The organism is Aeromonas sp. R10-2, from assembly GCF_040908445.1.
GTDB classification, from domain to species: domain Bacteria; phylum Pseudomonadota; class Gammaproteobacteria; order Enterobacterales; family Aeromonadaceae; genus Aeromonas; species Aeromonas veronii.
Genome location: NZ_JBFODS010000098.1, coordinates 121,918 through 148,509 on the forward strand (window position 1 = coordinate 121,918; position 26,592 = coordinate 148,509).

Genomic DNA, 26,592 nt, shown 5'->3' on the forward strand with positions numbered 1-26,592 from the left:
CGGGGTTGGGCTCATCTGAAATGTATACGCAGCTCACGGTTATCGGATTAACTATGGCTTAACATTGTCTTATCTATTGTGATCCGGCACTGATTGGCAGAAAGGAGGTTTGCATGAGTGTGGAGCTGAAATGGGCGCTGTTGACCGCCTCGGGCGCGCTGGCGATGATCATGATTATCTGTCTGGCCTCTGTCGCGTTGGCGTGAATCACCACAATCCAGATAATACAAACCGGCCTGTTGGCCGGTTTTGTTTTTTGGGGCGGTGCGGCTATGCTGGCGCACCGGTGAGAATGCAAGAGAAGAGATGATGACCAAGGTTCGCCCACGCTCCCTGCTGCAGGTGGTATTGATGGGATTTGTGCTGGTATTGATGCCGCTGGGCGGCATGATCTGGCACAACAGCACCTCCCTTGCCCACCTCAGTCAGCTCACCAGCGACGAGATGGAGCGGGCAGTCAAGGATACCCGCCGCGCCACCCTGCTGACGGCGCAAGCCATCGATATCGAGCGCACCTTGCGCCGCTTCGCGGTGCTGGGGGATCGCCGCAGTCTCACCAGCTACCAGCAGCAACTCGACGGGTATCGGGTGTTGCTGGCGGAGCACCGCAACTCCATCACCGACGGCCAGCTCTACAGCGGGCTCGATCAGGGGCTGGCCTGGCTCGACAGCCTGCAGGATGCCGCATTGGCTCGTGCTGCGGCAGCGGGGGACAAGCTTGAGCAGTTCAACGATGCCAACAAGCAGCTCGAAATAGTCACCCGCAGCCGGGTTGACGAACACATGGATCGGGTGCAGCTCACCATCGCCGGACTGACCAGCGAGCTCTGGTGGGTGAGCGGTGCGGTGGCGGCGCTCAGCCTGCTGATGGTCTTTATCTTCACCTACCTCATCATCCACCCGGTACGACAGATTGAGTCGCGCATCTTGAGTCTGGGTGCCGGGGTCGAACCCGATCCCAAGCCGGTTGACGGCCCTGCCGAGCTGGTATTGCTGGGGGAGCGGATCGTCTGGCTGCACGACAAACTCAAGGAGCTGGAGCTGCAGAAATACCAGTTCCTGCGTCATGTTTCTCACGAGCTCAAGACCCCGCTGGCGGTGCTGCGGGAGGGGACGGATCTGCTCTGCGAGCAGCTGGTCGGGCCTTTGACGCCGGATCAGCTGGAGATCTGTCAGATGCTTGACGAGAACAGTCGGCGCCTGCAGACCCTGATCGAGCGGCTGCTCGACTTCAACCGGCTCAGTCAGCAGGAGGCCTTCGAACTGGAGCCCGTCCCCCTGCTGCCGATGTTGTCGGAACTTTCTGCCGAGTACCGGCTGGCATTGGAGTCCAAGCAGATCCGTGTACACTTGCCGACCGTGCCGGTTACCCTGTGGGCGGAGCCCTACCGGCTACGACTGATCCTCGATAACCTCTTCTCCAACGCCGTCAGTTACGGCGCCAGCGGGGGCAATATCTGGATCAGGGCGGGGCAGGATGAACAGATAAGCTGGCTGGAAGTGGCCAACGAGGGGCCCAAGATCCCCGTGGCCGATCAGCAACGCATTTTTGAACCCTTCGAGCAGGGCAGCACAGTGCGGCAAGGTCTCTTGAAAGGCTCGGGCATGGGCCTCTCCATCGCCCGCGAGTCTGCCAACAGCCTGGGGGGGGAACTGGTTCTGGTAGAGGATGAACAGGCGGATGTCTGTTTCAGGTTGACGTTGAAATGAGGACTATGAAGATACAACGCGTATTTCCAGCTCTGATGGCAGGGCTGCTCGCGGGTTGCTCCTTGCTGCCGCAACAGGCACAGCGGGACTCCTCCGATATCGCTTTTGCCAAGCGGATGGAGTTTGCCAACAAGGAGATGCAGGTGCGTCTGCAATACTCCGACTGGCTGCTGGCCAGTCACCCCCAGCAACGGGTGCAGGAGCGTCAGCGTCTGAAAGGGGCCGACGATCTGGAGAGCCGGGTCAGTCTGGCGATGGTGGACTCCCACCCCGCCGAGTCGGTGGCCAATCGCACCGCCGGTCTGGCGCGCCTGAAGCAGATGCTGCCCGAACTGGGTCTCGATGCGCAGGCCTTTTTACGTAGCTGGATCGCCCTCGGCGAACAGCTGCTAGCTCGCGACAGCCGTCGCGATGACCAGAGTCAGGAGATCCAGCGGCTGCGCCGCCAGATCGAGCAGCTGACCGCTATCGACGACCAGCTCAACCAGCGCAAGCTGAACGAGAATCGTGAGGTAATACCATGAGCCGGATCCTGTTGGTGGATGACGACGTCAGCCTGCTCAAACTGATGAGCATGCGGCTGCGCAGTCAGGGTTATGAAGTAGATACCGCCGACAGTGCGGAAGGGGCCCTCGACCGGTTGCGTCAGCAACGGGCCGATCTGGTGCTGAGCGATCTGCGGATGGCCGGCATGGACGGTCTGGCGCTGTTCGAGCGGATCCAGGCCCAGTGGCTGGGTTTGCCGGTGATCATCATGACCGCCCACGGCACCATCCCGGACGCCATTCAGGCGACCCGCTCCGGGGTCTTCAGCTTTCTGACCAAACCCATCAACAAGGATGAGCTGTTCGCCACCATCGAACATGCGCTGAGCCTGACGCGGCCGAAACAGCAGCAGGAGTGGCAGTCGCTGATCCTGACCCGTAATCCCCAGCTGGAACAGTTGCTGATCCAGGCCCATAGCATTGCGACCATGGAGGTGCCGGTGCTGATCATGGGGCCGTCAGGCTCCGGCAAGGGGGCGATGGCGCAGGCGCTGCATCAGGCCAGCCAGCGGCGCGACAAGCCGCTCCATACCATCAACTGTGCCGCCATTCCGTGGGCGTCACTCGACTTGCAGCTGTTTGGTGAAGATGGCCAGTCAGGGCTGTTCGAGCAGGCCAAGGGGGCGACCCTGTTTCTCGACGAGATTGGCAGCCTCTCCGAATCCCTGCAGGCCAAGCTGCTGCAGGTGATGGAGGAGTATGGTCAGGGCACGCCGGAGGTGAGGGTGCTCAGCTCCAGCCATCAGGATCTGGTCAAGGCGATGGAGGAGGGGCGCTTTCGGGAAGATCTCTTCTACCGTCTCAACGTCGCCAATATCACCTTGCCGTCTCTCAGTGCCCGCAGCGAGGATATCCCCCTGCTGGCCCGTCAGGCGCTCGACGATTACCGCAGCCGCCACAGCGATTGCGCCGCCATGGGTTTTTCGCCCGAATCGCTGGCGATGCTGGCGGCCGCTGCCTGGCCTGGCAACGTGCGCCAGCTCTGCAACGTGGTGGAGCAGCTCGCCAGCCTCTGTTGCAGCCCGGTGATCGGGGTCTCCATGGTGGAGTCCGCCCTGAGTGGCGGCGGCGGCGGCATCCCCTCGTTCAACGAGGCGCGGGCCGAATTCGAGAAGGAGTATCTGATCCGCTTGCTGCGCACCACCGAGGGCAACGTGACCCTGGCGGCCAACATGGCGGGCAGAAACCGTACCGATTTTTACAAGTTATTGAATCGGCACGGTATCGAAGCAGCAAACTTCAAATCGAAGGGATAAATCAGGCGGGATCAACCACAGTCGGAGCGGCATCGGCTTTCTGAGTTTTATGGGAGAGCCAGAGGCCGCTCGCCTTCATCAGGTAACCGAACAAGGCGCCAATGATGAGGGAGGGCAGGATCAGCCGCCACTCGCCAGCTGCCCCGAAGGTGGCACAGCAACCGGCAAAGGTGCCGGGAATGTAGCCGAGCCACTGCTGCTTGGCCTGTACGCACATCAGGGTTGCGACCACCCCCGTCATCACGTAACCCGCCACGCCCGCCCCCCACAGACTGTCGCCATGGATCAGCAGCAGTGCCCACAGCATGCCGCTGGTGTTGCAGAAGATGGTCTGCAGCAGCGCCTTGTAGCCACCGCTTGACGCGAAATAGCTGGTGCAGCCGAGAAAGCCGACCCAGGAGATAAGGCCGAACGCGACGGCAATCCAGCCCCAGACGGCGGAGAGAATTCCAGTGGTGATGGCGATGGCGATCAGTGGGCTCATGGGGCGACTCTTCAGTTGGCTTCGCAAAATGGGCAGCCTACCCCCGGCAATCGGGGCGGCAAGCGGGGGCCGAATTGTGTGTGATCTTCATCACCCTTTTCAACTCAGGAATACGCTTGCGCTCGCGAAAAAAATTCATTGGTGACCGGCCTGACAGTCGGCCATAGTTAGAGGCCCTGTCCTGCTCATGGAGTGAGTCTGATGGCGCCAAATGTGATCGTTCCCCTGCTGGTGTTCGTAGTCCTGTTTCTGGTCGGCACCATGGCCAAGGCACTGCCCCTGCACCACATGATGTAAATTTGTGTGAAATAAAAATCTGCCGGGGCGGGTCTTATCCATATTGCCTCACTCAGCCCCGGGAGTTTTTCATGTTGATCAAGCGTCGTACCGCCCACCCCCTCACCGAACAGGATGTCACCCCGGAAGCCGTTTATCAGGACCGCCGCCTTATTCTCAAAGGGCTGGGTCTGGGCGCGGCCACCCTGGCGTTTCCCACTCAGGCCGGTGTACTCGATCTGCTGCGCGGTAAAGAGGATGCTCCCCAGTTAGCCACCAAACCGCTCAACAGCAAGCCTGCTGAGCGCCCGGCCAATCTGGTGCTGACACCGGAAGAGAAGGCCACCAGTTACAACAACTTCTATGAGCTGGGCACCGACAAGTCCGACCCGGCTCGCAACGCCCATTACCTCAAGCCCGAACCCTGGACCCTCAAGGTGGAGGGGGAGGTAGCCAAGCCTTTTACACTCGATGTGTGGGATCTCATCAACAAGAGCGAGCTGGAGGAGCGGATCTACCGGCTGCGCTGCGTTGAAGCCTGGTCCATGGTACTGCCCTGGAACGGCATCTCGCTGGCAGAGATCATCCGCCGTGCCGAGCCCACCAGTCGCGCCAAGTTTGTTGCCTTCGAAACCCTGTTTGATCCGAAACAGCTGCCGGGGCAGGCCTCCAGTCTGGGGGGCGGTATAGAGTATCCCTATGTGGAGGGGTTGCGTATCGACGAGGCGATGCACCCTCTCTCTTTCCTTGCGATGGGGCTCTACGGCAAGACTCTGCCCGCCCAGAATGGCGCGCCGATCCGGCTGGTAGTGCCGTGGAAGTATGGCTTCAAGAGCATCAAGAGCATCGTCTCGATCCGCCTGGTAGAGGAGATGCCGCCGACCACCTGGAACCTGCTGGCTCCCAACGAATATGGCTTCTACGCCAACGTCAACCCGCAGGTGGATCACCCGCGCTGGAGTCAGGCAAGCGAGCGTTTCATCGGCGAGGGTGGAGTGTTTGGCGCCAAGCGTCAGCCGACCCTGATGTTCAACGGCTATGGTGACGAAGTCGCCTCGCTCTATCAGGGGATGGATCTGCGCCAATGGTACTGAGATTGAAACCGGCCCATATCAGCGGCTTGCGGGCGCTGGTGCATCTGGGCTCCTTGGGTTTCCTGCTCTGGCTGGGGTTTGCCATTCCGGCAGGCCTGCTGGGGGGCGATCCGGTGCCCGAGCTCATCCACTACCTCGGCAAGGGGGCGCTCAACCTGCTGCTGCTCACCCTGCTGGTGTCGCCGCTGGCCAAGCGCTGGCGGCAGGGGCAGCTTATCAAGCTGCGCCGCCCCCTCGGGCTCTGGTGTTTTGCCTGGGCGCTGCTCCACTTCATGGCGTGGCTGGGGCTGGATCTGCAGTTTGACTGGGGCCTGATTGGCGGCGAGCTGGTTAAGCGCAGCTATATCGTGGTGGGGATGGTGGCCCTGTTGCTGCTTGCCGCCCTCAGCATCACCTCGCTGCCCGTATTGCAGCGCCGCATGGGTGCCGCATGGCAGAAGCTGCACAACTGGGTCTATGCCATCGCCCTGCTGGTGCCGGTGCATTACTGGTGGTCGCTCAAGAGTGGTTGGGGGGAGCCCCTCATCTACCTGCTGCTGGCCTGCGCCCTGCTCTGGCCGAGACGGGAGAAACTGCTGCGCCCCATGCGGGGACGCTGGAATGCAAAAGAGGCCTAATCGGCCTCTTGTTGTTTGATCTCGCCAGTGTAGGCATCGACGATGAGATGCACCTTCTGATCCTGGCGATTGAGGGTTTTGACCTCGAATTTGTCCCCTTCCAGCTCCACTTCCCGAATGTCGTGATACCCTTGCGCCAGCAGGAGTTTGACCAGCCCGGCCATGTCGAGACGGCTCTGGGCCGCCCAGCTTGTGGCACTCAACAGGCAAAGGATCAGCAGGAAACTGCGCGGGATCATATTCATTCCGGATTCATGGCTGGCAGACTATAAACGCCATTATGTTAGGTTTTTGGAGATGAATCATCCATGAATAGAGCGCTCCCTCTGCTTGGGTTATTGCTGCCGTTGCTGGCACAGGCGGTCACGCCTGATGAAGCCATGCTGCAGCAAGCTGTCCATGAGGGACGGGTTCGGCCCTTCCATGAAATGATGGAGGTGGCGGCCAGATTGCCGGTGCGGGTGTTGCGGGTGGATCTGGGGGAAGAGGATGGTATCTGGCTCTATGAACTGCGAGTCATCGATCGGGAGAACAGCGTGATTAAGGTAGCCTATCGGGCCGACAACCTTGAGCTGGTGTGGGCCAAGGGCCACCATCTGGAGCGGTTGTTCGAACCGCCCAAGCCCCCGGTCGAGGATGATGAATAACCCCTGTGTGGAAGCCTGTTCATGCGAATTCTGATTGTTGAAGACGAAAAAATTCTGGCTGGCCAGCTGGCCGAACAGCTGCGCCTCTCCGGCTTTGTCACCGATCTCTGCCACGATGGCAACGAGGCCGGTTTCCTCGGCGAGACCGAACCCTACGACGCCATCATTCTCGACCTCGGCCTGCCGGGGCGCGATGGCCTGAGCGTGCTGAAAGAGTGGCGCAGCAAGGGGATCGATACCCCTGTGCTGGTGCTGACCGCCCGCGGTCAGCTGCACGAGAAGATCGAGGGGCTCAACGCCGGTGCCGATGACTACCTTACCAAGCCGTTCCAGGTGGCCGAGCTGGTGGCGCGGGTCCATGCGCTGGTACGCCGGGCGGCGGGCAATGCCAGCTCCATTCTGGAGATTGGCGGGGTGCGCCTCGACATGGCGGCGTCACAGGTGTGGTACGAAGGGACCCCCATCAAGCTGACCGCCCACGAGTTCAGGGTGCTGGGTTACCTGATGCAGCATCGGGGCAAGGTGGTGTCGCGCAGCGAGCTGATCGACCACATCTATGCTCAGGATTTTGACCGTGACTCCAATACCGTGGAGGTGTTCATCGGCCGGATCCGCAAGAAAACCAACCCCGATCTGATTGAGACAGTGCGCGGCCTCGGGTACCGGATCAACGAATGAGGCTGGTGAGAACCCTGCGGGGGCGACTGGTCGCCATCGCGCTGGTGTGGTGCGGGCTGTTTCTGTTCGCCACCGGTTTCAGCCTGCAGACCATGATGCGCAACTACTGGCAGGAGGCGGAGGCCGACGGCCTTCGCCTGCAGCTTTATGATCTGCTCTCCCGGCTGGAAGTGGCCAAAACCGGCCTGCCGGTGGTCACCGGCTCCCTCTCCGATCCCCGCTTCAATCAACCCTACTCCGGCTACTACTGGCAGCTGGAGCTGGGCCGCGATGTGGTGGGGCGCTCCCGCTCCCTGTGGGATACCAACCTGAAGAGCGACGGCCTCAAGTCGGCGTTTGGCGATCCCGACCTCTTTGTCGGCAAGGGGCCCAACAAGGAGCCGCTGCTGATCATGACCCGCACCGTGCTGCTGCCCGGTTCGGATCGGGTCTTCACTCTGGTGATGGCCAAGGACAGCAGCGCCCTGACCCAGACCCTCAACAAGACCCGCATCAGCCTGTTCCTCGGTCTCGGCTTTGCCGCCGCCGGTCTGGTGCTCGGCTTCATGTTCCAGATCGTCTACGGCTTGCGGCCGCTGCACCTGCTGCGCCGCGAACTGGGACGGGTTCACGAGGGTCATCAGGAGGGATTCCGGCTGCGCTATCCGCTGGAGATCCAGCCGCTGGTGGAGGATATCAACCGGCTGCTGCACCACTACGGCGAGCTGCTGCAGCGGGCGCGATCCCACACCGGCAATCTGGCCCACGCCCTCAAAACGCCGCTTAGCATCATGCGCAATCAGGTGGCCCAGTTGCCGCCGGAAGATCAGGCTGCCATCGGCGAGCAGCTCGACCAGATCCAGCGCCATATCGACTATCACCTCGGCAAGGCGCGGGTGACCGGTGCCGCCAAGATCCTCGGGGTTTCTACCCCGGTGCGGGCGCGGGTGGAGTATATCTGCCGCGCCTTCTCCCGCCTCTATCCGGGCAAGACGGTGGATCTGCAAGTGCCCGCCAATCTGGCGGTCGGGGTGGAGGAGCAGGATTTCGATGAGATGGTAGGCAACCTGCTGGAGAACGCCTTCAAGTGGTCTGCCAGCGAGCTGCGCATCTCCAGCGCCGAGCTGGGGGGCTGGATCACCTTGCGTATCGAGGATGACGGCCCCGGCATGAGCGAGGATCAGATTGCCAAAGCGGTGCTGCGCGGGGTGCGGCTCGACGAGAAGGTGCCGGGCTCGGGCCTGGGTCTCAACATTGTCTCCGATCTGGCGGAAGCCTATCGGGGCAGTTTCATCATGGGCCGCGCCGAACTGGGCGGTCTGGCCGCCTCCCTCTCGTTGCCCAAGGTGGCAAGAGTCGAGAGCTAGGCATAACATATGGCATTTGTTTTAGCCTGAGGAAGAGAAGCATGACCGACGATCCGTGGGCACTGTGTCACCTTGACGATTCGTTTGATGCCTCTGTGCTGGGGGTCAAGGGCGCCCAGATCCAGTGGTTTGAAGACAGGGATGGCCTGATCGCGTTCCTTCTGGAAGATTTTGTCGACTTGCTGGCCGATGTGGGCGAGCTGGACGAGGAGCAGACCGAGCAGGCGCGCGAGCGCTTCACCCTGCTGGTGGAGCAGAGCTTCGACGATCGCACCCTGATGGATGCCATCAACGATCTCGCCTCCGGGCTGCGCCGCATCGCCTGGTTGGGGCCGCTCTCGGAGCTGGCCGAGATCAGTGACGAGTTTGCCTCCGGCCTGCGCCGCTATTTCTGGAGCCAGTACGACGGGGACGAAGATGACCCGGACGCCTGGGTGCCGGAAGAGCTGTGGCCACAACTGGTGGAGTGCGCGCAGGAGTATATGGAGGAAGGGGAGTTCTAAACCCGTCCCGACCATGCCTGCGCTTTGGCAGATAGATAAAGAAACGGCGCCTTGATGGCGCCGTTTTTATTGGGTGGCAATCGCCTTAGCCGTTGGCCGGTACCGCGTGGGCGGTGTTGGCTAGCACAGGGCCTGTGTACTTCTCGATCTGCAGCTGGGCCATGTGGCCGCAGTTGCCTTGCGCCAGACTGGACGAGCCTTCGTCGAAGGTGAGGCAGTTGACGTTGCCGTTCTTGCAGATGCTGCCCGCTTCGCCCGGCTTGGCCGGGTCATACCAGGCCCCTTCGCAGATCCGCACCACCCCTTGGCGCACATCCTCGGATAGCAGGGCGCCCACCAGGATCTGGCCGCGCTCGTTGAAGGCACGCACCAGATCCCCCTGGGCGATGCCACGAGCCTTGGCATCCAGCGGATGGATCATGATCGCCTCGCGGTCGGCGATGGCGAACTTGTCTCGCAGCGGAGTGTTGTCGAGCTGGGAGTGCAGCCGCTGGGTCGGGTGGGAGGTGTTGAGCGACAGCGGATAGCGCGCCGCCACCTCGCTCTTCACCCACTCCTTGGGCTCATACCACTTGGGATGGCCGGCGCAGTCGGCGTAACCCATCCCGGCTACCGTGTTGGAGAAGATCTCGATCTTGCCGGACGGGGTACCGAGCGGGTTGAGCAGCGGGTTCTCGCGAAAATCGGCGTGACGGATCCACTGGCGGTTGGCCTCGGGGATCGGGAAGCGGATGTAGTTGTTGGACTCCCAGAACATGTTGAACGGCGGCAGCGCGACGCGGGCGCCGCGGGCCTGCGCCGCCATGCCGTCGTACATCTGCTTGAGCCACAGCATCTCGTCCTTCCCTTCTGTGTACTGCTCCTGCACCCCCAGTTTGGCGGCGATGGCGCTGAAGATATCGAAGTCGTTGCGGGCTTCAAACTGGGGCGGCACGCACTGGTGCATCGGGAACACATAGCGCTGGGAGTAGTCGCCACCCATCTCCAGGTCGTTGCGCTCGTAGCTGGTGGTGACCGGCAGCACGATGTCGGCGTGCTTGGCAGTCGCCGTCCAGTAAGGCTCGTGAACGATCACGGTCTGCGGCTTACGCCACGCCTGCAGCAGGTTGTTGGTGTCCTGATGGTGGTGGAAGGGGTTGCCGCCCGCCACGTAGACCAGCTTGATGTCCGGATAGGTCACCTTACGGCCGTTGAAGTCGATGGTCTTGCCCGGGTTGGCGAGACAGTCGGCGATGCGGGCCACCGGGATCGGTGCCGGGCTGTTCTTCGGCGCGTTGCCGGCGGAGATACCGGCCAGAATGCCACCCTTGGCGGTGGGGCTGCCACCGGAGGAGTAGTGGTAGCTGAAGCCGTAGCCGCCGCCCGGCAGGCCGATCTGGCCCAGCATGGAGGCCAGAGTGACCAGCATCCAGTTCGGCTGTTCGCCGTGCTGCTGACGCTGCATCCCCCAACCGGCCATGATCATGGTGCGTTTGGCGGCCATGTCGAGGGCCAGCTGGCGGATCACCTTGGCATCGACGCCGCAGACGCTGCTCGCCCACTCGGCGCTCTTCGGCTGACCGTCATCCTTGCCGAGCAGGTAGTTCAGGAACTTGTCGAAGCCGACGGTGTAGCGATCGAGGAAGGCCTGATCGTGCTTCTTCTCGCTGTAGAGGGTGTGAGCGACACCCAGCATCATGGCCACGTCGGTGTAGGCGTTCGGGGCAATCCACTCGGCGCCGACCAGCTTGGCGGTCTCGTTGTAGATGGGGTCGATGCTGATGACACGGGTGCCTTTCTCTTTCAGCGCAATGAAACCGGCCTGACCTTCGTGATCCGGCATGTTCCAGCTGTTCTTCAGGGTGACTTGGGCGTTGACCCCCCACAGCACCACCAGTTCGGCGTTCTCGACCACGTTGGGCCAGGCGGTCTGCTGCTCGTACACCTCGATGGAGCCCATCACGTGGGACATGATCACCTGAGCCGCGCCGGTGGAGTAGTCACCGGCATAACCGGTGAAGCCGCCGGAGAGGTTCATCAGGCGGTGCAGCAGGGTACGGCTGTTGTGGAACATGCCGACGCTTTTCCAGCCATAGGAACCGGCGTGGATCGCCTGCGGACCGAAGTCACTCTGAACCCGCTGGATCTCGCCGGCCACCAGTTCGATCGCCTTGTCCCAGCTCACCCGCACCCACTCGTCGGCACCGCGCAGCTCGGGTTTGGCGCCCGGGCCATGCTCCAGCCAGCTTTTGCGCACCATGGGGTATTTGATGCGGTTTTTGGCGTGCACCTGGAACGGCGCCATGTCGATGAGATCGTTTGGCGCCGGATCATCGGCCACCGGCTGGACGCGCACCATGCGCCCATCTTCGACGATCGCCTCGAAAGCACCCCAGTGGGCGCCGGTCAGAATGCCCTTCTGGGCGGGCACCAGAGTCGGGAACTGATTCAATGCGGTGCTGATGGCTTGTGCCAGCGCACTCTTGGGAAAAATGCCGCCGAGCAGGGGCAGGGCTGCGCAGGCGCCGAGCCCCTTGAGCAGGTTGCGGCGGGACAGATTGGTCTTCTTGTCATTGAAAAAAGTCATAACGGTTTTCCTCTGTGCCAGCCTTAGTGGGCCGCGCTCATGTCACTGGCGTGTTTCTGGACATACTGGGTCAGCATGCGAGCCTGTTCCGGGGTCAGGGAGGTACGAGATTCCATCCCCTTGATGACGCCGATCCACTGGTTGGCATTGAAGTGATCCAGCGCGGTGAGGCCGTGGCAGCCGGTACAGTTGTTGGACATCAGGGTGGAGGCGTATTGCCACAGCTTGCCCTGATCGCCGATGAGCTGGCTCTGGTCGACCCAGGCGGTCAGCTTGACCTGATGCCAGGTGAGGTTGGTGGCGCTGTCGGTTTCGCTCTGGCCGGTGACCAGCGCTTTCTTGGCGGCATCGCCGACCAGTACGCTGAGGATCCGTTTGCCCGGTGCGGCGTAGAATACTTCGCTCACACCATCCTGTTGCCAGCCTTCGATCTGCACCTTGGCTCGGCCGTTTTCGTTGGCCAGCACTTCCACCTTGGTGGAGGGCATCAGGGTGCCTTCGTCGGTCTTGGCGGCAGCATCGAGGAACAGCGGGGTGGTGGCGATGGCGTAACGGGTGGTGACGTTGGCCGGGGTCTGGGCCGCAGCCTGCGCCAGCTCGCTGGCACCGGCGGCAGCCAGGCCGCTCATGTCAGGCATGATGTGGGCGACACCGCGGTGGCAGTCGATACAGGTCTGACCCTCCTTGATGGCGACCGGGTGCTCGGTGCGGGCATTGGGGCGCTGGGCCAGAATGTCCATCGCCTCGTAGCTGTGGCAGCTGCGGCAGGTGGCGGAGTCGTTGGCTTTCAGCTCGTCCCAGACGGACTGAGCCATTCGCAGCTTGTGGGCTTCATACTTTTCCGGGGTGTCGAGCGTGCCGATCGCCTCGTGATAGATATCCTTCACGGCGCGGATCTTGGTCCACAGGTAGGAGGTGGGGTCGCCCGGGATGTGGCAGTCGGCGCACTCGGCGCGGATCCCCTTGGTGTTCTGGAAGTGGACACTGCCCTGATACTCGGCGAGCGGAGTCTGCATGGAGTGGCAGGAGACGCAGAATTCGGTGGAGCTGGTCTTGTGCAGCACGGTCACGGTGACACCCAGTGCCGCGACACCCAGCAGGGCCCCGAGCAGCAGGAGCCAGAACCAGGTTTTTCTTATCAGTTTTCCAATCATGGCGGCGTTTTCCTACGGTCAATAATTACCTACATAGTACTAGTCCAATAGTAGTAGTAATGACAGGGATAAGGCGTTGACCTCCATCATGGTTTATATTTTTGATTGTTGTCACATTTTGTCTTTTGTTTTGTTATTGTCATATTTATCGAATTAAATTCAGTTGTTTTCTGTTTTATCTATTTGTGCACTTTCCGCGACAGCTGTTAGCCCCCTCGCAAAACCCCACAAGATTCGCTGATATAGTGAGCAGTGAGCCTCAACGGAGTGTCGCTGATGAGCCCTTTCTCACTGCTGTGTGTCGCCGCCAACGTGCAACTGCTGGCCGAATTCGAACAGGAGTTGGCTCCGCTGCTCGGCCATTTCGCGCTGGTGGTGGTGGTCGGTCAGGGATCGGCTGAGCTGGCCTTGGACGAGTTGGATCGCAAGGGGCAGCCACCCGCCGTGGTGGTGTGTGACAGCGAGCTGGGGGATGGGCGAGGGGCCGATTTTCTGATCCGCCTCGGCAGCCGTCACGAGGCGTGCCGCAAGATCCTGCTGGGTAGCCAGCCGGAGATGAAATCGATCATCGAGGCGGTCAATCTCGGTCGTCTCGACTACTACCTGCAACGCCCCTGGCGCGATGGTAGCTTGCGGCGGGCGGTGATCGAGCAGGCCAGCCACTTCGTGCTGCTCCAGCCCGACGCTGACCTGCTGAGCTATGCTGCCGTGCTCGACAACCAGAAGCTGCTGCGAGCCCATGTCGATCGCCAGTTGGCAGCCTATCGGCAGGGCTTTATGGATTACACCCACTGCAGCGATGAAGAACTCTCCCGGGTGGTGATCGACGGCCTCTACCAGTTTTTCGAGGGCAATGACGAGGAGCGGGTCTGCCGCCACTACAGTCCGGGCCATGTGCTGACCCGTGAGGGGGAGCCCAATACCTTCCTCTGGTTTATCGCCAGGGGGGAGGTGGTACTGCGCAAGCGGGACGAGCAGGGAATCGATCAGGAGGTGGTGCACTACCGCACCGGCTCGTTGGTGGGGGGCATGTCCTTCGTGACTGGCGAACCCGCCTTTACTACCGGCGTGACTCTGACCGGTGCTGAGGTGATCAAGCTCGACAAGCTGCAATTCTCCCGGGTGATGCAGGCGCGCAGCGAACTGCTCCCCTCCTTTACCAACCTGCTGCTGCGCCACTTCAACCGCCGTCTGCAAAACAGCATCCGCACCGAGATGCGGCTGCAACAGACCCTCAACTCCCTCGATGCCGCTCACGCCCAGCTAGTGGAGAGCGAAAAAATGGCGATGCTGGGTCAGCTGGTGGCCGGTGTTGCCCACGAGCTGAACAACCCGGTGGCGGCCATTATCCGTGGCAGCGAGACCCTGCGGGCCGCCATCCCCGATCTGGTCAATCTCGAACTGCCCGCCTCCATCAAGGGGCTGGGTAACCAGACCCTCTGTCAGGCGCTCTCCTCCCAGCCGGTCTCGACCAGCGAGATCCGTGACAAGACCCGGCAGGCTGAGGGGCGCTTTGGCGATCGCCAGCAGGCGCGGCTGGCGGTGCAGATGAATCTGGATGACGAGCTGAACTGGCAACGCTGGTTTGCCAGCCGCACTGCCGACGAGCGGGAGGCGCTGCTCTCCCGGCTGGAGCTGTTCCAGCAGACCGGCAGCTTCCTGCGCAATATCGAGGTGTGCGCCCGTCGCATCGGCGATCTGGTCAAGAGCCTCAAGCAGTATGCCCGGCAGGACAGGGATGAACCCTCGCTGGTGGACCTGCACGAGGGGCTGGAAGATACCTTGATGATTTTCGAAAACCGCCTCAAGCATCATGATCTCTGCAAGGAGTACCAGCCGCTGCCGCTGGTGCGCTGTCACCCCATCGCCCTGCAGCAGGTGTGGACCAACCTGATCGCCAACAGTCTGGATGCCATGAGCGGCCCGGGGCGACTCACCATTCGCACCGGGTTGCTGGATCCCGAGTGGGTCATGGTGGAGATAGAGGATAGTGGTTGCGGCATCGAGCCCGAGCTGTGGCAGCGGATCTTCGATCTCAACTTCACCACCAAGCGGGAGGGCCATTTCGGCCTCGGGATTGGTCTGAGTGTCTCGTTGCAGATAGTTCAGCAGCACCACGGCCGGATCGAGGTGGCCTCCGAACCGGGCCGTTACACCCGGATGCGGGTCTGTCTACCGCTGGACGGCATGGGGCAGGCCGGTTACGGGGGCGAACCTCATCACAACAAGGAGCATGCGGCCTGAGCCGTCGCCAGCATCAAACGCGCGGCGTGCCAAACCATGTCGCCAAGGAGGAGCAATGAACAAACACTATCTGATCCTGTGTGTGGACGATGAGCGGGAGGTGCTGGATGCGGTGATCCACGATCTCGCCCCGTTCCGTTCCCACTTCGAACTGGAAGCCGCCGAGAGCGTCGATGAGGCGCGAGCGGTGGTGGAGGAGTGGGAGAGCGACGGCAACAAGCTGGCGCTGATCCTCTGTGACCACATCATGCCGGGAACCCTGGGGGTCGATTTTCTGGTGGAGCTGAACCGGCGTGCCACCACCCGCGCCAGCCGCAAATTGCTGCTGACCGGACAAGCGGGGCTGGAGGCCACCGTCGAAGCGGTCAATCGCGGGGGATTGCACTACTACCTTGCCAAGCCGTGGAAGCTGGAGACCTTGCAAGAGGCGGTGCGCGAACAGCTGACCGACTACCTGCTGGCGGAAGATGGCGAAAATGCCTTCCACTATGCGCCGCTGCTCAATCAGGCGCGGCTGTTTGCCGCCATCCACGATCACCCGTTCGACGAATAGGGGCAGTTGGGCTTTCGCGGTGGCAGTTGTATACTGTCTGCATATACAGTATTGCAGGTAGCTACCGATGCGACTCTTTATCGCCGAGAAGCCCACGCTGGGCCGCGCCATTGCCGATGCCCTGCCCAAGCCCCACAAGAAGGGCGACGGTTTTATCGAAACAGCCCAAGGGGATGTGGTCACCTGGTGCATCGGCCATCTGCTGGAGCAGGCCGAACCCGATGCCTATGACGCTGCCTTCAAGCAGTGGCGGATGGAGCATCTCCCCATCATCCCCGCCCAGTGGCAGCTGGTGGCCAAGCCCAAGACCAAAACCCAGCTCACCGTCATCAAGCGACTGATCAAACAGGCGGACTGCGTGGTCAACGCCGGTGACCCGGATAGGGAAGGGCAACTGCTGGTGGACGAGGTGATCGACTTTCTCGGCTACCCGAAAACCAAGCCGGTGCAGCGCTGCCTCATCAGCGATCTCAACCCGCCTGCGGTGCGCCGCGCTCTCGAGAAGCTGAGGGACAACAAGGAGTTCGTGCCGCTGGCGGTCTCCGCGCTGGCCCGCAGTCGGGCCGACTGGCTCTACGGCATCAACATGACCCGCGCCTACACTCTGCTCGGGCGCAAGGCCGGTTGCAGTGAGCTGCTCTCGGTTGGCCGGGTGCAGACCCCGCTGCTGGGGCTGGTGGTGCGGCGGGATCTCGAGATCGAGGCCTTCGTGCCCAAACCCTTCTACGAGGTGCTGGCCCATCTGCTGACCGACGGCAACGAGCGCTTCACCGCCAAGTGGCTGCCGTCGGAAGCCTGCCTGCCGTGGCAAGATGAGGAGGGGCGGGTGCTCAACCGGGCGCTGGCCGACAAGGTGGTGAGTCGGATCAACGGTCAGCCCGCACAGGTCGAATCGGTGGAGGAGCAGGCCCGCAAGCAGGCGGCGCCGCTGCCCTACAACCTCTCCAGCCTGCAGATCGATGCCGCCAAGCGCTTCGGCATGGATGCCAAGCGGGTGCTCGACATCTGCCAGAGCCTCTACGAGCGTCACAAGCTCATCACCTATCCGCGCTCCGACAGCCGCTATCTGCCGACCGACCATTTCAAGCGGGCTGAGCAGGTGCGCAGTGCCATCGCCGCCACAGCGCCCGCGCTGGCCAAGGCAGTTGCCGAGACAGACGGCAAGATCCGCAGCAAGGCGTGGAACGACAGCAAGGTGGATGCCCACCACGCCATCATTCCCACCGAGAAGCAGGGCAACCCCGCCACGCTGGGGGCCGACGAGGCGAAGCTCTATGGCCTGATTGCCCGCCAGTATCTGCTGCAGTTCTATCCCCCGTTCGAATACAACGACAGCAAGGTGCTGCTGCGCATCGCCGGTGGCCTGTTTCAGGCCAAGGCGCGCCGCATTCTGAAAGCGGGTTGGAAGGCACTGCTCGGGGTCGAGGAGGATGACGACGAAGAGAAGGCGGGCACGTTGCCGGCTCTCAAAGAGGGGGAGCAACTGCTGTGCGAGCGGGGCGAACTGCTGGAAAAGATGACCCAGCCGCCCAAGTCGTTCACCGATGCCACCCTGCTGGCGGCCATGACCGGCATCGCCCGCTATGTGCAGGATCCCGAGATCCGCAAGACCCTGCGCGACACCGATGGCCTCGGCACAGAAGCGACCCGTGCCGGTATCATCGACCTACTGTTCAAGCGCCGCTTTCTGGTGCGTCAGGGCAAGAGCATCAAGGCGACCCCGACCGGGCGGGCGCTGGTGCAGGCGCTGCCTGCGACGGCCACCACGCCGGATATGACGGCGCTGTGGGAGCAGAGCCTCGGCCAGATCGCCGAACGCCACGGCAGCTATCAGCAGTTTATGGGGCCGCTCACCGATCAGCTTAACGGCCTGATTGAAGGGGCGCGGCAGGACTCCGGCGCCAGCTTCAGCGCCCTGCCCAAGGAGGCGCCGGGTGCCGGCAAGCGGCGTTTTACCAGGCGCAAGAGTTCGGCGGCCAGCACGACTGGCGGGCCCCGACCGCGCAAGACGACCAGCAAGCGCCAGACCAGGGCTGCATAACGAAAAAAGGCGCCCATCCTGGGCGCCAAAGGCATTGTTGTCAGGCTGCCTTAGTGGACAAGCTGGCACGGATCCTGTGCTGGTAGTGCAGAACCACACCGAGAAACACCAGATCCTTGAACAGGAAGAATTCGGTGACTGGCACGCCGTCAACCATCTTCCAGACACCTGTCAGGGTCAGCAGGAAGCTCAGCGTCGCCAGGAAGGTGACGATAGCCCCCATGCTGCACCAGTAACCGATGCGAGGTTGCCACAGACCCACAACCAGCCCGATGGCAATCACTATCTCGACCACCCCGATCAGGTTCGATACGCTTTGTTCCGACAGGGGGCCATAGAGCCAGCTCATCAAGGGGTGGCTGGCTACCAGTGGTTTGATGGCGGCTGCCTCTGTCGGGGTAAACTTGAAGACGCCGATCCAGAGCAGGGTCAATACCACGCCCGCCAGGGCGACCAGAAAGCCTTTGTCATGTTGCTGCATGGGGGGCTCCTTGTTTAAGGGGTCAGAGTGACGGGCGGGAAGTCGATCTCGGTCTCTGCCAGGTGGTTGCCATAGTTGGTCAGGGTATTGACCACCACCTGGCCGAGCACCTCCAGCAGCAGCTCGTCATCTACGCCTGCGGCCCGGGCGCTAGCAAGCTGCTCGTCACTGATCACTCCGCGCTGACTGACCAGCGCCGTTGCCAGTTGCAGCAGGGCGTGATCAAGGGGAGCCGAGGCCTGGCCGAGCCGGGCAGCCCGGATCTCCTGTGCCGAGAATCCGGCCTTGCCCGCCAGTAGTGTGTGGGCAGACAAACAGTATTGGCAGGCGTTGGCTTGACCTATGGCCAGAGCCAGCAACTCCCGTTGTGGGGCAGTGAGGCGCCCCTTGCCAAGCGCCTCGGCAAAGGCCAGGAAGCCATTGAGCAGGGCTGGCGAGTGGGCCAGGGTGGCGTAGAGGTTGGGCACCATACCCAGATTGCGGTGCAGGGTGGCCAGGGTCTGGGCGGCTGCGGGTTGCGGCTGGGATACGGGTTGGATACGGCTCATGATCTTCTCCTGTGGTAGTGAAGGTACGGGAGACAGTGTGCCGTCATTCGTGATACGGTTTATCACTTATCGTCTGCAAATAAATACTATTCGTCTCAAATATGGATCCGCTCTCTGCCCTGTTGGTTCATGCCTCCCCCGAAGCCAAGATCTTCTTCGCCGGCAACCTGTGCCAGAACTCCTCCAGTGATGATTACCCGAGTGGCGGACATCTTCATCTGCTGCGCAGCGGTGCCGTCATGCTGCGTGAAGAGGGGGGGGCCAGCTTGCTGCTCGAGGAGCCGACCCTGATCCTGTTCCCTCGGGGACGTCCTCACAAGCTTGAACCCAGAACGTTGGGGGGTTGCGATCTGGTGTGTGCCAATGTCGCATTCGGCAAGGGGGGCGCATCGCCGTTGCAACTGGCATTACCGGGCTCGCTGGTGCTGCCGCTACGTGAGTTGCCTGCCCTGACGCCGGTGCTGAGTCAGCTGTTTGACGAGGCGTTTCACCCCCGCTACGGGCAGGATCCGCTGATCTCCCGCTTGCTGGAGATACTGTTGATCCTGCTGCTGCGTCATCTGGTCGAGCAAGGGGTGTGTCAGCAGGGGATGCTGGCAGGTATTTCCGATCCCCAGTTGGCCAAGGCGATCTCGGTGATGCATCAGCGTGGGGATGAACCCTGGACGGTGGCCACGCTGGCGCGGGAGGCCGGCATGTCGCGGGCCCGCTTTGCCGCGAGGTTTCAGGAGCGGGTTGGTCAAGCGCCGCTTGGTTATCTGACCCGCTGGCGCATGGCGCGCGCCTGCCAGCAACTGCTGGCGGGGGAGCCCATGGTGCAGGTGGCGCTGGGTGCGGGATACAGCAGCAGTGTTGCCTTTGGTAGGGCATTCGAGCGGGAACTGGGGGTGAGCCCGGGGCGCTGGCTCAAGGCGCAGCAACAAGCCGAATAAAAAAACGGGGCAGCCAGTGGCTGCCCCGTGTTCATGGCTGGTCAGCCGGTATAGACGTTCTCTTCCGGATAACGGATGCGGGTCGCGACCGGGCGGGCCAGCATAAAGGCCAGGGTCAGAGGGCCGAGACGGCCGCAGATCATCACCAGCACCAGGATCAGCTTGCCCGGCTCGCTCAGGGAGGCGGTGATGCCGGTGGAGAGGCCGACGGTGGCAAATGCCGAGATGGTCTCGAACATGATTTTGTCGAACGGCAGATCCTCGGTCACCATCAGCAGGAACATCGCCAGCATCAGCACCATGGTGCTGACGATGATGATGGCCAGCGAGCGTGTCACGATCTGGGGCGACAGGGTGCGGCCAAAAGCGGTGACATGGGGTCGTTTGGTCAGAAACGCCTTGGTCGCCAGCAGCACGACCGCGAAAGTGGTGACTTTGATACCACCACCGGTGGAGGTGGCACCGGCACCGATAAACATCAGCATCATCAGGAACAGCAACGCCGCCGGGGTCATCAGCCCGATATCTATGGTATTGAAACCGGCGGTACGGGCACTGGCAGACTGGAAGAAGGCCGCCAGCAGCTGGCCACCGATACCGGCCTTGCCGAGGGTGCCGGGGTTGTTGTGTTCCAGCAGCCAGAACATCAAGGTACCGGCCAGCAGCAGCGCCGGGGTCATCAGCAACATCAGCTTGCTGTGCAGCTTCAGCTTGCGCCAGCGGCGGTTGCGCACCAGATCGACGATGACGGTAAAGCCGATCCCCCCCAGGATCAGCAGACCGGCGATGGTCAGGCTGATGATGGGGTCGTCCCTATAGTCGATGAGGTTGTTGGCAAAGAGCGAAAACCCGGCGTTGTTGAAGGCCGATACTGCGTGGAAGAAGCTGACATAGAGGCCGTGCACCCAACCCATCTCGGGCACCCAGCGGATCGCCATGATGCCGGTACCGATCAGTTGGGCGATAAAGGCGAACAGCACGATCCGTTTGACCAGCTGAATGATGTTGACCGAGCCTTCCTGTCCCAGCGCCTCCTTGGCCAGTACCTGTTGGCGTAGGCCGACCCGTTTGCTGAAGATGGCGATCAGCAGTAGGGTCATGGTCATCTGGCCCAGACCACCGATCTCCATCAGCATCAGCAGGAAAATCTGCCCCTGCAGGGTGAAGGCGGTGCCGGTATCCACCACGCCAAGACCTGTCACGCTGATGGCCGAGGTGGCGGTAAACAGGGCGTTGACGAAGGTGACCTCGCCATTGTGGCTGGAGGGTTGCACCAGAAAGATGGTGCCAATCAGCAGAATGATCAGAAAGCTGCCGAGGATCAGCCGGGCTTCGCTCCAGCGAGAGTCCTGCTCCCGATGGAGGGCGAAGGCGTAGCTGCTGCGCCAGTTGATCATAGGGTTTCGAGCCAATGGTCGATGGCGTGCTTGTTGCCCGCCAGGATCAGGATGTCGCCCAGTTGCAGCTCCATCTTGCCGGTCAGCACGTTGTGCAGCACATCACCACGCTTGATGGCGAGCAGCTGGAAATCGCTCTGTTGCAGCAGGTGGAAGTCGCCCAGTTCCCGGCCGTTCTGTTGCAGGCCGATCACGAACTCGGTCAGCACCATGTCGTGGCCCAGCTCCAGATAGTCGAAAAGCCGGTTGTCCAGCATGCTCTGGGCGACCCGGCGGCCCATGTCCCACTCTGGGTTGATCACCTTGTCGGCGCCCACTTTCTGCAGGATCTTGGCGTGGAACTTGTCACGCGCCTTGACCCACACCTTCTTCACGCCCGCCTCTTTCAAGACGAGGGTGGTGAGGATGCTGGTCTCCAGGTTGTCACCGATGGCAACGAAGACGATATCGAAATTGGCCAGTCCCAGCTCGGCCACGGTGGCCTCGTCGGTAGCATCCGCCACGATAACGTGATTGCAGAGGGCTGCGATTTGCCGGGTCTTGCTCTCGTCGATATCGATGGCCAGTACTTCGGCATCTTGCCGTTGCAGCTCTTCGCACAGGGCGCTGCCAAACAGGCCCAGGCCGATGACGGCAAACTGGTTGTTCATGAGTTATTCCTCAGCAGTTGAAGTCGCCTACTCTAAACCACTGCTATTCCCCCGAAAAGGGCTCGGGTTTTTCGTCATGGGGTAACTTGAGGTAGACTGCGCCCTTGCACCAAGCCGGGATAGACCGATGAAACTGAATGCCAACGCCTCCTTGTTGAAGCTCAACACCCTTGCCCTCGATGCGTACTGCCTCTGGCTGGCCGAGGTGGAGCAGGTTGCCGATCTGGCGACCCTGCGTGCCGATCCGCAGTTCAACCAGCTGCCGCGCCTCAATCTGGGCGGCGGCAGCAACATGCTCTTCACCACCGATTTTCTCGGTCTGGTGGTGCTCAACCGGCTCAAGGGGATTACCGCTGAAGATGGTGGCGATCACTGGTTGCTCCATGTGGCGGCCGGTGAAGATTGGCATCAGCTGGTGCGCCATACCTTGCAACAGGGCTGGTTCGGGCTGGAGAATCTGGCGCTCATTCCCGGTACGGTCGGTGCCGCGCCGGTGCAGAACATCGGTGCCTATGGCGTTGAGCTGGCCGACTTCTGTTCCTATGTCGAGGCGTTCAACTGGCAGAGTGGCGAGATTGAGCGGATCGCGGCGGCAGAGTGCCGCTTCGGTTATCGCGACAGCATCTTCAAACACGAGTATCAGGATTCCCACCTGATCACCGCCGTCGGGCTCAAACTGCCCAAGGCGTGGCAACCGGTGCAGGGCTATGGCCCACTTGCGGCGCTCGGTGACGCGCCTTCGGCGCAGGCCATCTTCGATACAGTCTGTGCCACCCGCATGACCAAGTTGCCGGATCCCGCCGTACTCGGCAATGCGGGCAGCTTCTTCAAAAATCCGGTGGTGCCTGCCGCGCTGGCGGAGTCGCTCAAGTCGCGCTACCCGCAGATGCCCTGCTATCCGGCTGGAGAAGGGCAGGCCAAGCTGGCGGCGGGCTGGCTCATCGATCAGTGCGGTCTGAAAGGTTTCGCCATTGGCCGCGCCGCCGTCCATCAGGAGCAGGCGCTGGTGCTGGTCAATCTGGGGGGCGCCAGTGCCATGGAGCTGATCGCGCTGGCGGCTCATGTCCGTGACAGCGTGGAGCAGACGTTTGGCGTGGTGCTGGAGCACGAAGTGCGTTTTATGGGTGCGCACGGTGAAACCTGGCTCGACGAGGTGCTCTCATGACGTTGACTCCCATCAGACAGACCCTGATCACCCTGCTTAGCGACGGCCAGTTTCACTCCGGCGAACAGCTGGGTGAGCAGCTCGGCATCAGCCGGGCTGCGGTAAGCAAACACATGGCGGCGCTCAAGGAGCTGGGGCTGGATCTCTTTAGCCTGACCGGCAAGGGTTACCGGCTGGCGGTACCGATGGCGCTCTATGATCAGGCCACCTTGCAGGCACTGGCCCCGATGGCGCCGGTGCACTGTTTTCCGGTCATCAGCTCGACCAACCAACACCTGCTTGATCGGGTCAATGAGCTGCGCTCTGGCGAGAGCTGTCTGGCCGAGTGTCAGACAGCCGGGCGCGGTCGTCGTGGCAAACCCTGGATTTCGCCGTTCGGTTGCCAGCTGATCCTCAGCATGTACTGGCGACTCGAACAAGGCATGGCGGCGGCCATGGGGCTGAGTCTGGCGGTCGGCGTGGCAGTGGTTGAAGCGCTGGAGTCCCTTGGTTATCAGGGGGTCGAGCTCAAGTGGCCGAACGACCTCTACTATCAGGGCCGCAAGCTGGCGGGCATTTTGGTAGAGATGAGCGGTAGCGCCGGTGCCAGCTGTCATCTGGTGATCGGCATCGGTCTCAATCTGGCGATGCCTGCCCGTGAAGGGGAGAAGATCGATCAGGCCTGGGCCGAGCTGCGCCACATCAATCCCGAGCTGGTCGATCGCAATCAGTTGGCAGCCCGGATGATCGTCCATCTGCAGCGGGCGCTGCACACCTTTGAGCAGCAGGGGTTGGCAAGCTTTGTCGATGAGTGGAATCGGCTCGATCACTTTGCCGGTCGCCCGGTGCGCCTGCTGATGGGAGATCAGGAGGTCCGCGGCATCGCCCGTGGCATCGACGATCGCGGCGCCCTGCGACTGGAGACAGCTGAAGGGATCAAATTCTATCTGGGGGGCGAACTCTCCCTGCGCCGGGGCGACTGAGGGTCAGCAAGGCCGCTCATGATACCAAACAAGAAGAGGGGGCCCGCGGGCCCCCTCTTCGTTATCCGGCAACCGACGTCATCATTTGCGCAGCTTGATCTGCTCGATGGCGTGCTCATGGCCCTTGGTCATGATCAGGTTGGCACGCTCACGTGTTGGCAGGATATTCTCTTGCAAATTCAGATAGTTGATATCTTGCCAGATGTTGCTGGCGATCTGGGTCGCCTCACTCTCCGCCAGTTTGGCGTAGTTATGGAAGTAGGAGTCGGGATCCGAGAAGGCGCCGCTGCGGAATTTCAGGAAGCGTTCGATATACCAGGTACGCAGCAGTTCGGCATCGGCATCCACATAGATGGAGAAGTCGACGAAGTCCGACACGAAGACCCGATGGGGCTCCTGAGGGTAATCCATGCCGCTTTGCAGCACATTGAGCCCTTCCAGGATCAGGATGTCCGGCTGCTCCACCACCTTCTTCTCATCGGGAATGATGTCGTAGATAAGGTGGGAGTAAACCGGCGCTTCGACCTTCTCGTGACCGGCGCGGATGTTGGCGACAAATTCCACCAGATGGCGGATATCGTAGGATTCCGGGAACCCCTTGCGACGCATCAGGCCGCGCTCTTCCAGTACCTTGTTGGGATAGAGGAAGCCGTCGGTGGTGACCAGCTCCACCCGCGGATGTTCCGGCCAGCGCTCCAGCAGGGCCTGCAGAATACGGGCCGTGGTACTTTTGCCCCCCGCAACGCTGCCGGCAATGCTGATGATATAGGTGCCCTTGCCGCGGGACTGGCCGAGGAACTGCTCCAGCACCCGGCTGCGACGCTGTTTGGCTTTGACATAGAGATTGAGCAGGCGGGAGAGAGGCAGATATATCTCTTCCACTTCCCGCAATGACACCTTCTCGTTGATCCCGCGCAGGGTCTGCAGATCGTGTTCGGTCAGGGTCAGGGGGACCGAATCGCGCAATAACGCCCATTGTTCGCGGGTGAATTGCAGATAGGGGTTATGCTCTGTCGTCATGGTGTCATCACTGTTTCTTGGGCACGGCGACCATACACCAAGGGTGGGGGAGCGACAAGGGACGCAGCAGGATTGGCTTGTTTGCCCCCGCTTTTTTGCAAACTTCCCAGCAATAAAGCATATTTTGCCGGGTTCAATGGTTGCATCCCCCAAAACCTTACAATAAAATGCGCGACGCTTGACTGTCTGTCGTCTATTTGCCGTGCAAAAGCGATAAACACAACGGGTGCAAGCAGAATTACCGTTGTGACAATCTGGCGTATGGAGGGGTTCCCGAGCGGCCAAAGGGATCAGACTGTAAATCTGACGGCTCTGCCTTCGAAGGTTCGAATCCTTCTCCCTCCACCATATTTCTCTGCGGTTTGAGTTCTTTGGGTTAGAGAAATGCGGGCATCGTATAATGGCTATTACCTCAGCCTTCCAAGCTGATGATGCGGGTTCGATTCCCGCTGCCCGCTCCAAGATGCTGATATGGCTCAGGCGTTAGCAGAGCCGCACCCTAGGGTGAGTTCGGCAAGCGAACCAGCCATCAGTACCTCTCTCTTTCCCACCAGATTCAAATCCATCATATAAACTGTTCTGTGGTTAGCTTGCCACCGCGTACTCAGCGTTAGTTTAGAGGGACGATCATGTCTAAAGAAAAATTTGAGCGTAATAAACCGCACGTTAACGTGGGTACCATCGGCCACGTTGACCACGGTAAAACCACCCTGACTGCAGCTATCACCAACGTGCTGGCCAAGCACTTCGGTGGTAAAGCTTTCGCCTTCGACCAGATCGACAAGGCACCGGAAGAGCGTGAGCGTGGTATCACCATCAACACCTCCCACGTAGAATACGACACCGCTACCCGTCACTACGCCCACGTAGATTGCCCGGGTCACGCCGACTACGTTAAAAACATGATCACCGGTGCTGCCCAGATGGACGGCGCGATCCTGGTAGTAGCAGCGACTGACGGCCCGATGCCGCAGACTCGTGAGCACATCCTGCTGGGTCGTCAGGTTGGTATCCCGTACATGATCGTGTTCATGAACAAGTGTGACATGGTTGATGACGAAGAGCTGCTCGAACTGGTCGAGATGGAAGTTCGTGAACTGCTGACCGAGTACGACTTCCCGGGTGATGACCTGCCGGTAGTTCGTGGTTCTGCACTGAAAGCGCTGGAAGGCGACGCTCAGTGGGAAGAGAAGATCATCGAGCTGGCTGGCCACCTGGATACCTATATCCCGGAGCCGGAGCGCGCGATTGACCAGCCGTTCCTGATGCCTATCGAAGACGTATTCTCTATCGCTGGCCGTGGTACTGTAGTTACCGGTCGTGTAGAGCGCGGTATCGTTAAAGTAGGTGAGACTGTAGAAATCGTTGGTATCAAAGATACCGTTTCTACCACCTGTACCGGTGTTGAAATGTTCCGCAAACTGCTGGACGAAGGTCGTGCAGGTGAGAACATCGGCGCGCTGCTGCGTGGTGTTAAGCGTGAAGACGTAGAGCGTGGTCAGGTACTGGCCAAGCCGGGTTCTATCAAGCCGCACACCAAGTTCGAATCTGAAGTATACGTACTGTCCAAAGAAGAAGGTGGTCGTCATACCCCGTTCTTCAAAGGCTACCGTCCGCAGTTCTACTTCCGTACTACCGACGTGACCGGTACCATCGAACTGCCGGAAGGCGTAGAGATGGTAATGCCGGGCGACAACATCAAAATGGTTGTTACCCTGATTGC

26 protein-coding genes and 2 tRNA genes are annotated in these 26,592 nt (G+C 61.2%); 19 read left to right on the forward strand and 9 right to left on the reverse strand.

The annotated features are described in order from the left end of the window. Positions 1-113: 113 nt before the first annotated feature. From AB5Y97_RS19490 to AB5Y97_RS19505, 4 genes are all read left to right on the forward strand, one after another. Positions 114-206 (forward strand): YnhF family membrane protein, encoded by a 93-nt coding sequence (locus tag AB5Y97_RS19490; RefSeq protein WP_005339800.1) that lies wholly within the window; start codon positions 114-116, stop codon positions 204-206. Between the two features lie 103 nt (positions 207-309). Next, entirely contained in the window at positions 310-1,710 is a 1,401-nt protein-coding gene (locus tag AB5Y97_RS19495; protein WP_005339801.1) for a HAMP domain-containing sensor histidine kinase, read from the forward strand. Positions 1,711-1,715: 5 nt separating this feature from the next. Further along, positions 1,716-2,234, forward strand: a complete 519-nt coding sequence (locus AB5Y97_RS19500) for a hypothetical protein (protein WP_201943583.1) — start codon at positions 1,716-1,718, stop codon at positions 2,232-2,234. Next, on the forward strand, positions 2,231-3,511 hold the full coding sequence (locus tag AB5Y97_RS19505) for a sigma 54-interacting transcriptional regulator (RefSeq protein WP_005339807.1): 1,281 nt from the start codon (positions 2,231-2,233) through the stop codon (positions 3,509-3,511). The genes AB5Y97_RS19500 and AB5Y97_RS19505 overlap by 4 nt, the downstream gene beginning before the upstream one ends. Before the next feature lies 1 nt (position 3,512). Here the strand turns inward: AB5Y97_RS19505 and AB5Y97_RS19510 are convergent, their stop codons facing one another. Continuing rightward, positions 3,513-3,995 (reverse strand): DUF1097 domain-containing protein, encoded by a 483-nt coding sequence (locus AB5Y97_RS19510; protein ID WP_106844277.1) that lies wholly within the window; start codon positions 3,993-3,995, stop codon positions 3,513-3,515. A 368-nt stretch (positions 3,996-4,363) separates the two neighbouring features. Between AB5Y97_RS19510 and msrP the strand changes: the two genes are divergently transcribed. Together msrP and msrQ are read left to right on the forward strand one after the other, a co-directional pair. Beyond that, positions 4,364-5,365: a protein-methionine-sulfoxide reductase catalytic subunit MsrP gene (gene msrP / locus AB5Y97_RS19515; protein WP_184236585.1), complete on the forward strand. Its 1,002-nt coding sequence runs from the start codon at positions 4,364-4,366 to the stop codon at positions 5,363-5,365. After that, on the forward strand, positions 5,356-5,982 hold the full coding sequence (gene msrQ / locus AB5Y97_RS19520; protein WP_201947368.1) for a protein-methionine-sulfoxide reductase heme-binding subunit MsrQ: 627 nt from the start codon (positions 5,356-5,358) through the stop codon (positions 5,980-5,982). Before msrP ends, msrQ begins: the two co-directional genes overlap by 10 nt. Here the strand turns inward: msrQ and AB5Y97_RS19525 are convergent. Beyond that, positions 5,979-6,227 carry a PepSY domain-containing protein gene (locus tag AB5Y97_RS19525; RefSeq protein WP_013724184.1) on the reverse strand — a complete coding sequence of 83 codons (249 nt, stop codon included), beginning with the start codon at positions 6,225-6,227 and terminating at the stop codon, positions 5,979-5,981. The two genes, msrQ and AB5Y97_RS19525, sit on opposite strands and share 4 nt — an antisense overlap. A gap of 63 nt (positions 6,228-6,290) precedes the next feature. Between AB5Y97_RS19525 and AB5Y97_RS19530 the strand changes: the two genes are divergently transcribed. From AB5Y97_RS19530 to AB5Y97_RS19545, 4 genes are read left to right on the forward strand one after another with little or no spacing between them, the layout of a single operon-like run. Continuing rightward, a complete protein-coding gene (locus tag AB5Y97_RS19530; protein WP_005339825.1) occupies positions 6,291-6,629 on the forward strand; it encodes a PepSY domain-containing protein in 339 nt (112 codons plus the stop codon). 21 nt (positions 6,630-6,650) lie between these two features. After that, positions 6,651-7,307 (forward strand): response regulator transcription factor, encoded by a 657-nt coding sequence (locus AB5Y97_RS19535; protein WP_005339826.1) that lies wholly within the window; start codon positions 6,651-6,653, stop codon positions 7,305-7,307. Then, positions 7,304-8,653 (forward strand): sensor histidine kinase, encoded by a 1,350-nt coding sequence (locus tag AB5Y97_RS19540; RefSeq protein WP_005339828.1) that lies wholly within the window; start codon positions 7,304-7,306, stop codon positions 8,651-8,653. Before AB5Y97_RS19535 ends, AB5Y97_RS19540 begins: the two co-directional genes overlap by 4 nt. Before the next feature lie 41 nt (positions 8,654-8,694). Further along, positions 8,695-9,156 carry a hypothetical protein gene (locus AB5Y97_RS19545; RefSeq protein ID WP_005339830.1) on the forward strand — a complete coding sequence of 154 codons (462 nt, stop codon included), beginning with the start codon at positions 8,695-8,697 and terminating at the stop codon, positions 9,154-9,156. 85 nt (positions 9,157-9,241) lie between these two features. Here AB5Y97_RS19545 and torA read toward each other — a convergent pair whose 3' ends face one another. Together torA and AB5Y97_RS19555 are read right to left on the reverse strand one after the other, a co-directional pair. After that, positions 9,242-11,722 carry a trimethylamine-N-oxide reductase TorA gene (gene torA / locus AB5Y97_RS19550; RefSeq protein ID WP_368158815.1) on the reverse strand — a complete coding sequence of 827 codons (2,481 nt, stop codon included), beginning with the start codon at positions 11,720-11,722 and terminating at the stop codon, positions 9,242-9,244. A 23-nt stretch (positions 11,723-11,745) separates the two neighbouring features. Then, on the reverse strand, positions 11,746-12,876 hold the full coding sequence (locus AB5Y97_RS19555) for a NapC/NirT family cytochrome c (RefSeq protein ID WP_201947371.1): 1,131 nt from the start codon (positions 12,874-12,876) through the stop codon (positions 11,746-11,748). Between the two features lie 276 nt (positions 12,877-13,152). Here AB5Y97_RS19555 and AB5Y97_RS19560 point away from each other — a divergent pair, with 276 nt between their 5' ends. The 3 genes from AB5Y97_RS19560 to AB5Y97_RS19570 all read left to right on the forward strand — a co-directional run bounded on the left by AB5Y97_RS19560 (position 13,153) and on the right by AB5Y97_RS19570 (position 17,714). Beyond that, complete coding sequence (locus AB5Y97_RS19560) at positions 13,153-15,120, forward strand: ATP-binding protein (RefSeq protein ID WP_368158818.1); 1,968 nt, start codon at positions 13,153-13,155, stop codon at positions 15,118-15,120. A 55-nt stretch (positions 15,121-15,175) separates the two neighbouring features. Further along, entirely contained in the window at positions 15,176-15,673 is a 498-nt protein-coding gene (locus AB5Y97_RS19565; protein WP_013724182.1) for a response regulator, read from the forward strand. 67 nt (positions 15,674-15,740) lie between these two features. Further along, complete coding sequence (locus AB5Y97_RS19570; protein WP_368158819.1) at positions 15,741-17,714, forward strand: DNA topoisomerase III; 1,974 nt, start codon at positions 15,741-15,743, stop codon at positions 17,712-17,714. 40 nt (positions 17,715-17,754) lie between these two features. Here AB5Y97_RS19570 and AB5Y97_RS19575 read toward each other — a convergent pair whose 3' ends face one another. Both AB5Y97_RS19575 and AB5Y97_RS19580 read right to left on the reverse strand, forming a co-directional pair. Next, complete coding sequence (locus tag AB5Y97_RS19575; protein WP_201947377.1) at positions 17,755-18,195, reverse strand: DUF417 family protein; 441 nt, start codon at positions 18,193-18,195, stop codon at positions 17,755-17,757. Between the two features lie 14 nt (positions 18,196-18,209). Beyond that, positions 18,210-18,743: a carboxymuconolactone decarboxylase family protein gene (locus AB5Y97_RS19580; RefSeq protein ID WP_201947379.1), complete on the reverse strand. Its 534-nt coding sequence runs from the start codon at positions 18,741-18,743 to the stop codon at positions 18,210-18,212. Positions 18,744-18,844: 101 nt separating this feature from the next. Here AB5Y97_RS19580 and AB5Y97_RS19585 point away from each other — a divergent pair, with 101 nt between their 5' ends. Next, positions 18,845-19,675, forward strand: coding sequence for an AraC family transcriptional regulator (locus tag AB5Y97_RS19585; RefSeq protein ID WP_167557436.1), 831 nt, complete (start codon positions 18,845-18,847; stop codon positions 19,673-19,675). A gap of 41 nt (positions 19,676-19,716) precedes the next feature. On the opposite strand, the gene AB5Y97_RS19590 is transcribed toward AB5Y97_RS19585, so the two are convergent. Together AB5Y97_RS19590 and AB5Y97_RS19595 are read right to left on the reverse strand one after the other, a co-directional pair. After that, the gene (locus AB5Y97_RS19590; protein WP_274160769.1) at positions 19,717-21,072 is read right to left on the reverse strand and encodes a TrkH family potassium uptake protein; all 1,356 of its coding nucleotides are present in this window, start codon (positions 21,070-21,072) and stop codon (positions 19,717-19,719) included. Then, positions 21,069-21,722, reverse strand: a complete 654-nt coding sequence (locus tag AB5Y97_RS19595) for a TrkA family potassium uptake protein (protein WP_005339863.1) — start codon at positions 21,720-21,722, stop codon at positions 21,069-21,071. The genes AB5Y97_RS19590 and AB5Y97_RS19595 overlap by 4 nt, the downstream gene beginning before the upstream one ends. 127 nt (positions 21,723-21,849) lie before the next feature. Between AB5Y97_RS19595 and murB the strand changes: the two genes are divergently transcribed. Together murB and birA are read left to right on the forward strand one after the other, a co-directional pair. Beyond that, on the forward strand, positions 21,850-22,887 hold the full coding sequence (gene murB / locus AB5Y97_RS19600) for a UDP-N-acetylmuramate dehydrogenase (protein ID WP_201947389.1): 1,038 nt from the start codon (positions 21,850-21,852) through the stop codon (positions 22,885-22,887). Then, positions 22,884-23,849, forward strand: coding sequence for a bifunctional biotin--[acetyl-CoA-carboxylase] ligase/biotin operon repressor BirA (gene birA / locus AB5Y97_RS19605; RefSeq protein WP_201947390.1), 966 nt, complete (start codon positions 22,884-22,886; stop codon positions 23,847-23,849). Before murB ends, birA begins: the two co-directional genes overlap by 4 nt. An 81-nt stretch (positions 23,850-23,930) precedes the next feature. Here birA and coaA read toward each other — a convergent pair whose 3' ends face one another. After that, positions 23,931-24,869, reverse strand: a complete 939-nt coding sequence (gene coaA / locus AB5Y97_RS19610) for a type I pantothenate kinase (RefSeq protein WP_005339877.1) — start codon at positions 24,867-24,869, stop codon at positions 23,931-23,933. Between the two features lie 263 nt (positions 24,870-25,132). Here coaA and AB5Y97_RS19615 point away from each other — a divergent pair. The 3 genes from AB5Y97_RS19615 to tuf form a co-directional block, all read left to right on the forward strand. After that, positions 25,133-25,217, forward strand: a tRNA-Tyr gene (locus tag AB5Y97_RS19615). A 38-nt stretch (positions 25,218-25,255) separates the two neighbouring features. Continuing rightward, positions 25,256-25,330: transfer RNA gene (locus AB5Y97_RS19620), tRNA-Gly, on the forward strand. A gap of 168 nt (positions 25,331-25,498) precedes the next feature. Further along, positions 25,499-26,592 (forward strand): elongation factor Tu (tuf, locus tag AB5Y97_RS19625; RefSeq protein ID WP_368158822.1); only part of this gene is annotated, 1,094 nt, incomplete at its 3' end.